General features: G+C 48.4%; 5 protein-coding genes and 1 pseudogene. 2 read left to right on the top strand and 4 right to left on the bottom strand.

Annotated elements, in window-relative coordinates; translation table 11 throughout:
• Together NDI52_RS26745 and NDI52_RS26740 are read left to right on the top strand one after the other, a co-directional pair.
• Positions 1-158 (top strand): annotated as a pseudogene (locus NDI52_RS26745) (IS256 family transposase); the annotation flags it as partial.
• 61 nt (positions 159-219) lie between these two features.
• Positions 220-4,632 (top strand): diguanylate cyclase, encoded by a 4,413-nt coding sequence (locus NDI52_RS26740; protein ID WP_277874867.1) that lies wholly within the window; start codon positions 220-222, stop codon positions 4,630-4,632.
• Positions 4,633-4,744: 112 nt separating this feature from the next.
• Here the strand turns inward: NDI52_RS26740 and NDI52_RS26735 are convergent, their stop codons facing one another.
• The 4 genes from NDI52_RS26735 to NDI52_RS26720 all read right to left on the bottom strand — a co-directional run bounded on the left by NDI52_RS26735 (position 4,745) and on the right by NDI52_RS26720 (position 15,924).
• A complete protein-coding gene (locus NDI52_RS26735; protein ID WP_190773944.1) occupies positions 4,745-10,027 on the bottom strand; it encodes a PAS domain S-box protein in 5,283 nt (1,760 codons plus the stop codon).
• 323 nt (positions 10,028-10,350) lie between these two features.
• The gene (locus NDI52_RS26730; protein WP_190773943.1) at positions 10,351-11,835 is read right to left on the bottom strand and encodes an adenylate/guanylate cyclase domain-containing protein; all 1,485 of its coding nucleotides are present in this window, start codon (positions 11,833-11,835) and stop codon (positions 10,351-10,353) included.
• Entirely contained in the window at positions 11,832-12,959 is a 1,128-nt protein-coding gene (locus tag NDI52_RS26725) for a chemotaxis response regulator protein-glutamate methylesterase (protein WP_190773942.1), read from the bottom strand. Before NDI52_RS26725 ends, NDI52_RS26730 begins: the two co-directional genes overlap by 4 nt.
• Positions 12,960-13,095: 136 nt before the next feature.
• Positions 13,096-15,924, bottom strand: coding sequence for a hybrid sensor histidine kinase/response regulator (locus tag NDI52_RS26720; RefSeq protein ID WP_190773941.1), 2,829 nt, complete (start codon positions 15,922-15,924; stop codon positions 13,096-13,098).
• Between the last annotated feature and the right edge of the window lie 39 nt (positions 15,925-15,963).

Below are 15,963 nucleotides of genomic sequence, written 5' to 3'. Positions count from 1 at the left end.
TTAAAACCAAGGCTGTGTTTCCAGATGAGGAGTCTGTTTTCAAGCTGATGTATTTGGCAATGAACAACATTGCTAAGCGATGGAATCGACCGATAAAAAATTGGAAGGCAGCCTTGTCTCATTTTGCTATCCTATTTCCAGGACGCTTCAACTATTAAAAATCTAAAGGCTTACACAAAAATCTAAACACTCTCGGATGTTGCTTCCCAGCGTAAAACCCTGAACCAGTTTAAATCTGTACGATCGCTCGACCAACCCGTACAGGGGGATGTTCGTTACTTAGCCGTCGATCCCTGCCACTTGCAGTATTTGACTGCGATGGGAGTGGCCTCTTCCATTTCGTTACCGATTCTCTACCAGAATCAACTCTGGGGATTGCTGGTCGCTCATCACAGCGAGCCACAATCCTTTAAAGAATCGCAATTACAGACTGTGCAGTTATTGGTAGATCAGCTGCCTATTGCGATCGCTCAGGCAGATCTGATGCAACAGGCACAGCAACAGGCCCTACATGAAGCAGCTCTAAATCAACTCAATCAACTACTCAACGGACCTCAAGATAAGACAGGCATGTGGCAAACTGCCTTAGAGCAAATCAGCCACACCCTATCTGCTATTGGTGGCAGGCTGTACATCACGGCCAGCCCAACAGGTCAAGCGATGCAACTGTACACATGGGGAGAGCAGCCTACCCAGGCGTACCTGGAAACTTCGCCGTTCTGGCAAGCCTTAATCGACTGGCAGGGCGTATTGGCAACCAGCCATCGTCAAGTCACCGAAGTAAGCCACACAACCGAAGTCACGAGTGCAGCCTCCCTTCACGGAAGGACATCAGAAGTTAGCTATACCGGAGCAACATACACCTATCAACTTCAAGATTTACAGAAGGATGCTCGTCTGCAAGCTCTGGTTGATGCCTGTGAACCCACATCAATCCGCTCGCTGCTGATCATCCCACTTCAGTATCAACAGTATGTTGGCTGTCTTACCCTGTTTCGGGCTGAGATTGAAACAGAGCGGTTATGGGCAGGACGTTCCAACCCCGACGAGCGCAATGTCCTACCGCGTCAGTCGTTTGAGGCATGGCGTGAAATTAAATCGGGACAAGTAGACCTGTGGACACCCGCCCAAATTAAGCTGGCACAATCCTACGGGTTGCATCTATATATTACGGTTTTGCAACAGCGGGTGGCAGACCTACTGCATCACCATGCTTCCCACGATTTGCTAACCGGATTACCTAACCGATTGCTATTTGACGAATTACTGTCTCTGGCACTGGTCAACATTCATCATCAGGGCAACATGTTAGCGGTGATGATGCTGGATTTAGATCGGTTTAAGACAATCAATGACACGCTGGGTCACATTACAGGCGATCGCCTCCTACAAGCCGTAACGCAACGGCTGCGGGATTGTTTGCGCGATAGCCATACCCTTGCCCGCTGGGGAGACGATGAATTTACGGTATTGTTACCCCAGATCTGTTCAGCAGAAGATGCCATTCAGGTTGCACAGCAAATTCTGGATACACTCAAAGTTCCCTTTCAAATCGATACCCACGAGTTGCACATTACCGCCAGTATTGGCATTGCCCTGGCTCCCTATGATGGGGAGGATGTTGGAACATTACTCAAATGTGCCGACATGACGCTCCATCGAACTAAACAGCAGGGCAAAAACAGTTATCTGCTCTATACACCGACGATGAATCGGCGATCGCTCGAAGGCTTATTGCTAGGCAATCATCTTTATAAAGCCCTGGGTCGGCAGGAATTGTTGTTGCATTACCAACCCCAAATTGACTTGAAAGCCGGAAAAGTCGTGGGAATGGAAGCACTACTCCGGTGGCAACATCCTGAAATGGGAATGATTCCGCCAACGCAGTTTATCCCATTTGCTGAAGAAACGGGCTTAATTTGTGACATTGGCGAATGGGTTTTACGCACTGCTTGTACACAAAATCGTCAATGGCAAGAGGCGGGGCTTCCCCCCTTACGCATTTCGGTCAATCTATCAGTACGTCAATTCCAGCAACCCAATTTAGTGCAAACAATCGCCAGAACTCTACAAGAAACTGGGTTGGAGCCGCACTATCTTGAATTAGAAATCACTGAAAGTTTGATCATGCAAGATGTAGAGCTTGCAGTGGCAATTTTGCGGGACTTGCAGCGATTGGGCATTCACATTGCCATGGATGATTTTGGTACAGGATATTCATCGCTCAGTGCGTTGATGCATCTACCAGTTAATACACTTAAGATTGATCAGTCCTTCATTCAGAATTTAAACAAACACACCAGTAATCGAGCAATCATTTCATCGGTCATTGCCCTTGGACATGGGCTGCACCTGAAACTCATTGCTGAAGGCGTTGAGACGGTAGAACAACTAGAATTTTTACGGCAAAATCACTGTGATGTCGTGCAGGGTTATTTATTCAGCAAACCGTTGACAACGGATGGGGCAACGCAGCTGCTTTATAAGAAAGCAGCACCATCCCAGATGGAGTTACCCCGACCCACTCAACCCGTGACAGCAACTTTTCCCATTCCCCCTAATGAAGCTCAGCGATTGGCTGTTCTATCTAGATATCAGGTACTGGATACACCACCGGAAGCCACGTTTAACCAACTGACCCACCTGGCTGCACAGATATGCCAGACCCCCATGGCCTGGATTAGCCTCGTGGATGAACAACGCCAATGGTTCAAATCTATTCAAGGTTTAGAACTCACGGAAACGGCTCGTACTGATGCTTTTTGTGCCCATACCATTCTGAAGCGTGATCTGCTGCTTGTACCCGATACACAAGTAGATCCACGATTCAAGCACTACCCGGTGGTAACAAAGAAACCTCATCTGCGGTTTTATGCGGGTGCCCCCTTAGTGAATGCAGAGGGTTTCATATTGGGGGCATTATGCGTTGCAGACTCTACACCACGGATTTTGACATCGGAGCAGCAGGAATCGCTCAGAGTGTTAGCAGAGCAAGTCATGACCCAATTGGAACTGCGACGACATCTACTGGACCAGCAACAACGACAGGAACTGTTGCCACAGTCAGCAATAGCAGCCACACAACCTGCAATGGCAATCTCTTACCAATATCGTGAAGCGCTAACGGAGCAAATGCAGTTAGCTCAATTGGTCATGGAAATTGGAGAAATCCTAAATCGCAATGAGCCAATATTCACGTTACTACAAGCCTGTGCAACGACGCTCACTCACCATTTGAATGCAGCATTTGTTGGATTTTGGATGCGCCATCCTACAACAGATGTGTTGGAACTACAAGCCAGTGATGGAACACCAGCTCTGGATTCGATTCGTTTGTTTAAAGCAGACTGGATTGCGGAACAGGGGCAACCCTTCCAGACCAATCGTTTGCTGGAGCATCTGCCGCTATCCGATCGCCCCACAGCAATACAAGAGCAATTGGTTGCCTTCACGGGGTATCCGTTAGTGCTCGATCACGAAACCACTGGTGTACTATCCCTATTTCTGCGTCAACCCCTACCACAGGCTATCATCGCGCAGTTAGGAGCGATCGCCCGGAGTATTTCCCACGCGGTTGAACGCCAACGGACAGAAACGTTGCTGCAACAGCAGGCAGAACGAGAAAGATTAGTCACTGCGATCGCTCAGCGCATTCGCCAGTCGCTGGATCTGGATGAAATCTTGAATACAACTGTGCATGAGGTACGGCATTTTTTACAAACAGATCGGGTGATCGTCTTTCGGTTCAAACCTGATTGGAGCGGTGTAGTCACAATGGAATCTGTGGCAGAAGGTTATCCCAGGATTTTGAGAACAGTGATTGATGAACCCTGTTTTCGAAATGCTTATGTGCCACAGTATCAACAGGGACGCGTACGAGCCATTGAAGACATTTACAACGCGGGTCTACATGAGTGTCATATCAACTTATTGGCCGAACATGGGGTTCGTGCCAATCTGGTGGTTCCCATTCTGCAAGGCGATAACCTGTGGGGTCTGCTGATCGCTCACCAGTGCAGTGGTCCCCGCCACTGGAAAGAGCTGGAGATTAGCTTGCTCAATCAATTGGCAACCCAGGTAGCGATCGCCATTCAACAATCGGAGTTATATCAACAGGTCCAACGATTGGCAATGGTGGATGGGTTAACCCAGGTGGCCAACCGTCGCCACTTTGATCATCACCTGGATCAAGTCTGGCAGCGCATGAGTCTGATCGGGTCACCGTTATCTCTCATTTTATGTGACATCGACTTCTTCAAACTTTACAACGATACCTATGGCCACCCTGCTGGGGATGAGTGCTTGCAGCAGGTTGCCGCAGCGATCAAGCACACCGCTAATCGGGAAGACGATTTCGTTGCGCGGTATGGGGGAGAAGAGTTCGCCATTATTCTGTCGAATACGACAGCTGAGGGAGCATTTAAGGTGGCTGAACGCATTCGTACTGCGGTGAAAGCACTCCAGCTTAAGCACCAACAATCTTCTATTGGGGTAGTCAGCCTGAGTCTGGGTATTGCGACTGTCACACCCCATGAAAAATCGTCACCTCCTCGATTGATCACCGTTGCAGATCAAGCACTTTATCAAGCAAAACAACAAGGACGCGATCGCGTAATCTCAGCTCCTGGCTAACTCAATTGTGCGTCACGAAACCAGTACGCTGAGGCGGAAGTCCACCACTTATGTTTTGTGTGAGGTGCTTCGCACCTCACACAAAACATAGGTTGCGTTAAGCCGCAGTCTACTAGGAAGTGGCTGGACGCAGTAAATGAATAACGGCTTGTACTAACCTTTCGGGTTCGACCGGTTTTGAAATATGGGTTTGAAACCCAGCAGTTAACGCTTGCTGCTGATTAATCTCTCCGGCATAGGCTGTGAGGGCGATCGCCGGAATATTTCCACCCTGCTCAGGGAGCCACCTTCTGATTTGCCGAATTAAGGTGTACCCATCCATCTCCGGCATACCAATATCGCAGAGCAGCAGATCGGGTACCGATTGGTTGAGCAGAGACAATGCTTGCATTCCTGAAGCCGCCGTTATGACCTGCGCACCAGATTGGGTTAAAACGAATGATGCTAATTCCCGCATGTCTGCGTCGTCATCGACGACTAATATTTGAATATCGGTTAAGTCTGCTCCGGCTTCTGAGGGCTTATCTGAAGAAGACTGTTCCTGCCCAACCAGGTTAAGTGGTAATCGAACAGTAAATGTTGCTCCTAAATTTTGCCCCGGGCTCTCGGCCGAAACCGTTCCTCCATGCAGTTCGGTAATCTGACGTACGATCGCCAACCCTAATCCCAATCCACCAAATTTTCGGGTGGTGGTACCATCCTCCTGACGGAAGTAATCAAACACATAGGGTAAGAAATCGGCACTGATTCCTCTGCCCGTGTCTTTAATCTGAATTTGAGCGTACATGCCAGTTTGCTCAAGCTTAACCGACACGTGCCCTCCGGGTTGCGTAAACTTTACGGCATTCGAAAGCAAATTCCAAAAAACCTGCTGCAGACGGTTCGTATCACCGAGAATACTTCCAGCAACTGGATTCAGCGTGGTTTGAAGTTGAATACGTTTTGCTTCAGCCGCCAGACGTACCGTTTCTAAAGCCGCTTCAATGGTCGTGACTAAATTCACAGGCGCAATATTCAGGGTCATCTTGCCCTGGAGAATGCGGGAAACGTCCAACAGATCTTCAATGAGCTGGGCTTGTAGCTTCGCATTGCGCTCAATGGTTTCTAACGCTTGCTCTGTTTTCGTTGCATCTAGTCGCTTCCTGCGTAACATATTGGTCCAACCCAGGATTGGATTGAGGGGCGATCGCAACTCATGGGACAACACCGCTAAAAACTCATCCTTAATACGGTTAGCTGATTCCGCCTTGGCGCGATCGCGTTGCGCAGTTTGGTAGAGCTGGGCATTCTCAATCGCTAAGGAAGCACGATGCGCTAATTCTTCGGCAAATTGCACATCTACTGGCGTATATCGCCGTCCAGATTCAGCCGAAATAAAGGAAATGACACCCATAATTCGGGCCTGAATACGCAGGGGAACACACATAAAAGAACTGAAACCGACCTGTCGCAAAATTTCTAAATGCTCTGGGTCATGGGCAGCATGTACCAACATTTCGTCGGGAATTTCTGGCACAAAATCCGATTGCCCCGTGCGCAATGTCAGTGCGGCACCTCGCTCCGCATTGGGATCTAACGGGTACTTCTCGCGAATTTGATGAGCCCATGCCAGCTTATCAGGATTAATATGGGCGACCGCAATTTGGTCGATAGTGCCATCTTCCTCAACAATATGGACCGTACACCAATCAGCTAATTCCGGCACCGTCAGCTGCGCAACTTGCTCCAACGTCGTCTGGTAATCCAGAGAGGATGCCAGCACTGCGCTGGCTTCGGAGAGGAAACGTTGCGTTCGTTCTAACCGGATACGCTCTGTCACATCGACCACGTATACCAGCACGCCTTCGACTTGATGATTTGCAGTTACTGTTGGCAGATAGTAGACGTTGTAGTAACCGGGACGGCGATCGTTACGCCCCGGTATATTGACCGCAAAACTAGGCGAGATGAAAGGTTCCCCGGTAGTATAAATCCGATGAAAAATTTCAACCAATCCGGAGTCAGAGTGACCAAAAAGATCCGCAATCGAAACGCCCAAGTGTTGCTCACGGGTTAACCCGTTAATCTCTGCCAGGGCTTCGTTGATAGCCACAAATCGCTGTTGAGCATCCAGCAAAGCCAGCCCGATAGGAGACGTTTCAAAGATGTTTGCGAGTTGCTGCTGAGCCACTTCTCTTTGCGATCGCGCTATGCGTTCGCGCTCCAGCAGTTGTTCTCGTTCCTGTTCTGCTTGCTTGCGTTCTGTGATGTCGATGACCGCACCAATGGAGTGCTTGGGGTGCCCCTGAGTATCATAGGTAAACTGCCCTCGTGCTCCAACCCAACGGAGCGAACCATCTGGCCAGAGCATCCGGTATTCGTGCTGATATTCAGTTCGTTCGTCCATCGCATGCTGGAGTTTTGCCTCCGTTTCAGCCAGGTCATCGGGATGAACACGGCTGGCCCAGATTTTATAACTCGGTTCACATTCATTGGGTTGCAGACCAAGAACCGTGAAATATCCCTCTGACCATCGTGTTGTTCCCGTTTGAACGTCCCAATCCCAGGTACCCATGCGTCCAATGCGCAGGGCTAGCTGCAAGCGTGATTCACTTTCGCGCAATTGTTCCTCTACGCGCGATCGCTCCACTGCCAGCCAGGTTTTCTCGGCAATGCGTTCCATTAATACGACATCTTCTACCGTCCACTGACGAGCAGCCATGTGGTGCAATACCATCAATGCAACAAATTTTCCTGCTTTCACCAAAGGAACGCACAATAGCGATTTTGTTTGAATTGCATCAAAAGCCGCTGCCCCTGATCCGACCGTGCGAGGGTCTTGATCCACATCATCCACAGCAACAGTTTTACCTTGCTTCAATTCTGCGATGATATCAGGCCCAAACGAATTCATATGATGGCTACCAACGATACTGATAGCTCCATTGCAGTAATCACGATCGACCATCACATATTCTTGTGTAGAATCAATTTCACCATAAGTACAGCGGGTGACATTGAAGTATTCTCCCGTAGCACAAACGACCTGCCACATGATTTCTTTTGAGTCTTGAATGGCACGCATCGTATCATTCAACTCAATTAAAAACTTTTGCTGTCTTTCTTTCCGTTGAAGTTCTTCTAATAATTGCTCAATTTGCTGCCTTGCTTTTACTTGCGCTGTAACTTCAAAGTTGTAGATTAATACACCCTGAATGTTTCCCTCAACATCTCGCCAAGCTGGGAAATTGCAGGTAAAAAATGCTTCTTCCAACACGCCATCACCGTTCCGATCCCAACATACCGGTGATTCCTCTCGAACAAAGGTTTCTCCCGTTTGATAGACCTGCTTCAGCACATCAAAATAAATAGGTCCTTCCAGATCTGGAAAAGCTTCCTGAATCGGCTTACCAATCATGTCAGAAGTCTGACCAGTGATTTGCAGATACGTGGGATTAGCAAATTCATACACCAGATCAGGCCCTTTAACAATGCCAATCATGGCAGGGAACTGCATCAGAATGTCATATAATCGCTTGCGTTCGTTTTCTGCCTCTAGCCTTGCTAAACGTTCTCGTTCTAGCAATTGAGCACGTTCTGCTTCAATCTGCTTACGCTCCGTTACATCCACCGAAACGCCCAGCATTCGCACTCCACGCCCCATGTCATCCAGATAAATCCGCCCCTGGCTGTTGAGCCAACGTACAGTACCATCTGGGCTCATCACTCGATATTCTTGCGAGTAAGATGTGTCTCCTCCGGCCATGGCCCGTTCGACTGCTTGTAACACCCGCAGGCGATCGTCTGGATGGATCACCGCAACAAAATCTTCTCCTGTACCTTCTTGTATGCCCCAGATCTGTTGCGCATTTGCAGAAACAACCATCCAATTGCTCTGCAAATCCATATCCCACACCATCATATGAGCAGCTGTAAGTGCCAGACGCAAACGTTCTTCGCTTTCTCGTAAGGCTTCTTCAACCTGTTTATAATCTGTCACATCACGAGCAATTCCTAACACTGTTTCAACAGAGCCATCGTCGGTGAATTCAGGAACAATACGTGCTTGATACCACCGTATTTCTTGAAGAGTGGGAAACTGAAATTCAATGGTTCGTTCTTGTCCACTATCAAATACTTGCTGAACACTGTCATGCCAGAGGCAGTAGATCTGCTCGGGCATTCCTAATTCAGCATGGGTTTTACCCATAAACTGATCGGCTGGAATGCCTGTCACTCTCTCTACAGAGGGGCTAACATATACGTGGCGAAACTTTGTATCAATACGGCTAATAATGTCTGGCGCATTTTCAGCCACCATCTTGTAGTGTTGCTCTCGCTGCTGTAGCGCTGATTCCAGACGTTTGCGTTCAGTGAGATCAATGAGGAAACCCACGCCTAAATCATCGGGGCCTCCCAAATAAGCAGTTCCAATCAGAACAGGAATGCGGCTACCATCTTTACGGATGTACTCTTTCTCAAATGGTACATGGTAACCCACTTGTTCCATTTCGGCCATCGCCTGCTGATCTAAATGCCGAAATTCAGGTGGGGTAATCTCAAGAAAATTAACGGCCCCCGACACAACTTCTTCCCGGGTATACCCTAAAGTATTGAGCCAGGTATTATTGACTTCCAAAATATTGCCTTGAAAATCACCAATAATGATGCCAATAAAATTTGCGTTTAATAGTGCCTGCAACCGAAAGTCATTTTCATGTAAAACTTGTTCTATAGATCGCTGCTCGGTCACATCATGGAAGACCGCTACTGCTGCGACAGTTTGCCCCTGGTGATCGAGGATGGGAACCGAGTTAACGGTGATGAAAACAGGACTACCGTCACTGTGGCAAATTTCCATCTCTTCATCGGTAATAACCTCACCGGTTTTTAGCGATCGCACCAAAGGATGCTCATCCGGTGTATAAATCTCTCCATCTGGGTGAAACGCTTCGAATGGAACAGTAGCAACATCACTTTCAAGCTCTAATAATTCTTTATAGCTGTACCCCGTGATTTGTTTGGCTTGTTCATTCGCCAGCATTAGCTTGCCAGACTTCGCATCGGCAATTAAGACACCCACAGGCATCTGTTCTAAAACAGCTTCAAGCAAAGGATTGTCTGGTAGAGCCATTAATGGTTGCTGTTGACTGCGTAAAGCTGCGATTTCATGCTGTTGCTCAAGAATTTGATGTTGAAGTAACGCAATTTGGGAATACAGCCCATCAGCATCATTAGAATGTTCAGCACCGAGACTGCGAGCAAAGTGCTCAATCACTTCAGACCGAGAAATTCCCCGTTTTTGGGCCTCCTGATCAAGCGATCGCTGGGCAGTACGGGTGAGTGATACACCCACCCGATATTTTGTCTCGGAATTCCAGTTGTTCACAAACTTTCCGGCAGCATCGCGTCTCATGAAGCGTTAATCCGTATGCATAAACGGGTATCTCCATTCAAGCGAAGTTCACAATGAATGAGAATCTACCTTAAGATGGAGGCTTCAACCTAACTTCGTACTCTAGCAATATTTGCAAACTTTATGTCGAAAGGTACAAGCTATCCAGTGATAGTTGTGTATAAATCTCTCGGTACATGACAAAACTTCCAGAACCCATAATTGGGGGTGTTCTAGACCTGTGGATGGGATGTGGTAGAAGGGGCACTTCGTGCCCCTTCTACCACATCCCATCCACAGCTTTACAGCGCTTTGCAAACGCTTGAAACATAACCGACCCGAGTCTATCCAAATGTCCATGCTTCCTGCCAGTTCTCAGGAATTCCTTCGGATAATAACATTGTGATTTGCTCGCAATAGAGCTGAGCCGTTTGGTCAGTGGGATGAATTGATAAAACTTTCTCAAAACAAGCTTTAGCTTCTGTAAAGACGCGATGGCGATAATACAAAATACCCTGTTCAAAGTGAGGCAATGTTTGTTGTTTCAACTCGCGGATTGTTTCAGTTTCAGCATCTAATACTTCATAAACGGCGACTGCCTCTGTTCGTCCCTTCACCAAGGCATTTGCCAAAAAGCGAATTTGGTAGGTCTCAGGATTGCTAAGGTGATCGACGGTTTGTCCGGTAATCAGCATGGAGCTTCCGTACACTTTGGTCAACCCCTCTAAGCGGGCTGTCACATTCACATTATCTGAAAATGCATCGCCTTGAATGCGGTGGTTTTCTCCAACCATGCCCAGCATCATGGGGCCCACATGAATACCAATACCGACGTGAATGGGTTGTTTACCTTTTGCCTGACGCTGATCATTGTATTCTTGCACCCGTTGTTGTTTGGCGATTCCTGCGGCAATCGCATCATCAGCACCATCCGGGAAAACCGCCATCATGCCATCTCCCAAGAACTTCACAATAATGCCGTAGTGATTGCGAATTTCGGGGCTTACTCGCTTTAGATAAGCATTGATAAAATTAAAGTTTTCGCGAGGTGTCATCCCTTCAGAAATGGTGGTAAATGAGCGAATATCGCTAAACATAACAGCCATGGTTTTGCTAACAAAATCCCCCAGTTGCACATCAATCACGCTGTCTTTACGCAGAAATCGCAAATATTCATCTGGGAAAAATCGTGCCAGAGAATCTTTCAGTCGCTCCAATTCTGCTTCGCGCACTTTTACCGTTTTGACCATCTGGGTAAACACCCGTGCCAGTTGCCCAAGTTCATCTTTACGAGCAGAAACATCGTCTAGCTGGGTGTCTTCAAATATGTTTTGCTCAACAGCAGAAGCTGCATTTGTAATTTTATTCACCTGTTGAATGTAGAGAGCCTGTTGCTCATTTTCCTCGCGGAGTAGAGCTTCAGCTTCCTGCCGTTTGAGCAAGTTATTATAGGCTTTGGAGTGGTAACGAATTCGAGCCAGCAACTCAACGCGATCGGGCAGTTTCACTAAATAATCATTCGCCCCATATTCAAAAGCTTGCGCTTTGATAACAGGGTCTTCCTCACTGGACAAAACGATTAGAGGAACTTGATAGGTAGGGGCATCAAGCGATCGCAACAAACGCACCAATAAAAGCCCATCTATCTGCGGCATCATCAGGTCTTGCAAAATCACCGTGGGTTGGCAAGACTTTGCCACTTTGATAGTTTGCAGAGGATTATTACAGTAATGAAAGGTGATATCCCTTTCGTTAACCAGCATTTTCCGTACCGCTTCCGCGATGATAGTTTGATCGTCAATCAGCAGGACCGTAATGGGGTCGTTCATAGTTTGGAGGATACGTGTAGCAAATACTCGGCAATCTCCTTAGGATTGCAAACAGCCACTGCTGCGTCTAATTCAACAGCTGTTTTAGGCATTCCATACACGACACTACTCACCTTATCTTGGGCGATCGTATACCAACCCCGTTGGCGAAGCTGGCTGAGCCCCTCTGCACCATCCCGCCCCATTCCAGTTAACAGCATCGCCGTTCCCTGCAGACGCCAATGGCGGGCCAGGCTCTTGAAGAAAACATCGACGGAGGGGCGGTAGGGATAGTCGCTGGGTTCTTTCACATAAGCGAGGGTACGGTTTCGCTGTAGGCATAGATGGTCGTTGCTACAGGCGACAAGAGCCGTTCCTGAGGTGGGGCGATCGCCAGTAACCGCTTTTCTAACGGTGAGAGCCGTTTGATGACCCAGCCATTCAATCAAACCTTCTGCAAACTGAGCGTCTACGTGCTGAACGATAACAATCGCCGCATCAAAGTCCGCAGGAAGAGGGGCGAGAATTGTGGCGAGGGCTTTAGGGCCACCTGTGGAGGCTCCAATGGCGACCAGGAGGGGGGTGGAGAAAAGGGTGGATGGGCGGATCGGCGGATCGGTAGATGGATGGATGGGTGGAGATTTGGAATTCAGAGGGTTGGCTAAGTCACTGGGGGAGCGATCGAGTGATCGAGTGCGACGTTGTGTCGCTAAGTGATGCGTAAGGGGGAAGGAGGAAGGAGACACCGAGTGGCGGGTAAGTTTCTCGATGGTAGCAATTTTGTGGAGAAGGATTTGCGCCGATTCTGGGTCGCCCTGAGTTCCAAGAGTGGGAGTGTTGACCGCATCGAGCGCACCGCAACTCATAGCTTCAAACACCTTGGCAGCATTTTGTTTGACATCGACAGTGACCACCAATATAGCGCAAGGAGTCTTCTGCATGATCTGTCGAGTCGCTTCAATGCCATCCATTTCAGGCATGATCAGATCCATCAGGATCAGATCAGGAGTATCTTGAGCACATTTGGTAACAGCCTCGATACCGTTTTTTGCCACCCAAACGACCTGGTGCTCAGCAACGGTTAATAACACCCGTCGCATTGCTTCGATCGCTAGCACCATGTCATTGACAATTGCAATTCTCATGCCACATTACCATCGTTCAGGAAGTCCATCTGCCCAGCTCATAACTTGCACTGTTCAAACCCAAAACTTAGAATTCTGCTTTTGCCGTCGCTGAGCAACCATAAATCTTGGATTGTGGGAATGTAGGGTACTCATTTTATTCACCCACTAAATCAGCAACGGCTCGAATTAACGTGTCATCGTGAAAACTATTCTTTGTAAGATAGTAGTCGGCTCCTGCTTCCAGTCCTTGAATGCGATCATCCTCGCGATCGCGATAGGAAACCACAATGACGGGAATTGACTGTAAGCGCGAATGTTTTTTGATTTCTTTAATTAAGTCAATACCGTTCATCCGGGGCATATCAATATCACTAATGACCAAATCATAGGGATAAGAGCGAACAGCATTCCAGCCTTCCATCCCATCAACAGCCACATCTACCACGTAACCATGATTCTGTAACAGTTTACGTTCCATTTCCCGTACAGTAATTGAGTCATCCACCACCAGCACCCGTTTTGCATCGTTACCTTTGCGCGATCGCGTTTCCCCTGTCTTTGCTAGCCGCCCATCGACCAGCAATGTGTTGAGCGATCGCAACAAATCAGACACATCCAAAATCAAAATCAGCGACCCATCTCCCATCAGTGCCGCCGCCGCCACATCTTGTACGTTGCCTAAGCGTGGATCAAGGGGACGCACCACTAACTCACGTTCCCCCAGACAACGATCGACCGCTAGACCATAAGTGGCCGATTGATCACTGATAATCACGACCCATAAGGGATCCGGCACGGCAGTAGGTGGTGGCAAATCTAGAACATGATAGAGGGGAAGAAGACCAACGTTTTGGTGCTCCAGGGTAAAATATTGTCGATTCTCAACGGTGAAAATATCTTCTTGCTTCACCGTGACAATATGGTCAATGCGCGACAGGGGAAAAGCATAAATTTCTCCCCCAACTTCTATAAGTAGTGTCCGGACGACGGAGAGGGTTAGTGGCAACTGAAAATGAAAACTGGTGCCCTTTCCTGGCTGAGATGTCATCCGCACAGTACCACCCACTTCCTGAGCCATGCTTTTCACAATATCCAGCCCAACACCTCGCCCAGACAGTTCCGTTACTTGTTGGGAGAGGGAGAATCCAGGTAGAAACAGGAACTCCATAAGCTCCGCATCTGACAGTTTTTCGGCTATTTCAGGAGTCGTAAGCTGACGGGCGATGGCTTGCTCTCGAAGCCGTTGGATATCAATTCCCGCACCATCGTCTGTGGCTGTGATAGCTAGCATGCCGCCTCGATGGACCGCTTCCAGGCGAATCCTTCCTTCCGGGGGTTTCCCTGCGGCAATGCGGGCTTCGGGTAACTCAATACCGTGACCAATTGCATTTCGAAGAATATGCGTGATGGGGGCTTCTAGCTTGCTGAGAATGTCGCGATCGACGGATGTAGACTTGCCAACGATTTCTAATCGAGCTTGTTTATCTAGACTACGAGCCAGATCACGCACCATGCGCGAGAAGTTTTGCACACCTTCCTCAAAAGGCCGCATGTGCGAGGTAATAACTTCTCGATACAGGCGATCGGATAGATGAGTGGTACGACGAATAAACTCTTCCAGATCCGAGAGGCGATCGCTCAACAAAGCGCGACACTGCTGCTCCTGACGACGCACCATTTCAAATAAGGCTTGGTCAGCCTGTCGAAAATGAGGTAAAGCTTGTTGTTCCAGTACTTCCAGACTGGTAGCTAGCTCGATTTGATGCGATCGCACCTGCATCAAGGCATCCGCAAAAGCAGGCAGTGCATTGGCTTCAATCAGTGCTTCTCCCGCCAGCCCCATAATCCGGTTCAGGTTATCTGCGCCAACCCGCACAACCCGCTGAGCTCCCTTAGAGGCATCATAGGCAAGTTGCTCGCTTACACTGCTATTAGCACCAGACGATTGGCTCGAAATACCAACCGGGATTTGATGTGCAGCATCGGATATTCCATTGGAAGAACCCTTCACGGCCGGGTGGTTAAATGAGTGCTCGGATTCATCAAAGGATGCAGGGTTCTCAGAATGAACAGAGGATTGATGCAGAGCTTCAATACCAGACTGTACGGATAGAATATTGATATTTTGCTGAGTTAACCAGGTGGAGAGATGGCGATCGCTCACCTGGCTTAAGCCTTGCAATAAATCGACGCCCCGCAGTAGTTGGTCTATCAGATCGCCACTCAATGTAAGCGTACGGTTCTGGGCTGCAACAAAACAATCTTCTAGAGTATGCGCCAGGCTAACAGCAGCATCCAGTCCAACAATCCGTGCGGCCCCTTTAATCGAATGAGCTGCCCGCATGAGAGCTTCAAGGGGTTGAGTGGCTGTGGGTTGCGTCTCCAGAGTCAGCAAACCATCGTTCAAAATATTTGCCTGTTCCTCCACCTCCATACGGAACAAATCCATCATCTGAGGATCAACCAGGGGTAGGTGAGCCTGAAGGGGTTCCGGCACGGAATCTGCTACTGAATCTTCCACTTCGGGAAGATTCTCATCCTCGGACGATGCAATGCCAGCCACGGAACCGGAGGAAGGATCTGAATAGTCTGATTCAGACGTTACTGGTTGATAGACAGATTGAATGGCGGCAATACTCTCGCGATGACCGGACAACCAACTTTCCCACTGGGGTTCATCCAATAGGCTAATGTCCAAAAGCCAATGAGCTGCTTCGAGCAGACGATCAACCTCAACAGCGCTCAAATCTATACCCTGTTGAACCGCTCTAAGTCTTGACTGAATAGCTTGAATGACAACAACAGCAGCTTCTACGTTGACAACTTGGGCCAACCCATCAAGGGCATGCAAAGCCTGCAACGATCCCTGAATATCTTGCGCCGATTGAGACTGTTGCTGGAACATCAGCAAGTGTTGCTTCAGGTTCTCCACCTGAGCGATAACCTCCTGACGAAATAGATCCAGCATTGAATAATCGGGCATTTTTGTTGAGTTACATAGAATTAGGGAGGAAACAGCTCA

The sequence above is a fragment of the Leptolyngbya sp. PL-A3 genome (assembly GCF_039962325.1).
Classification (GTDB): domain Bacteria; phylum Cyanobacteriota; class Cyanobacteriia; order Elainellales; family Elainellaceae; genus Vacuolonema.
The sequence above is the reverse complement of the archived record's forward strand: the minus strand, read 5'-3'. Positions and strand labels throughout refer to the sequence as shown.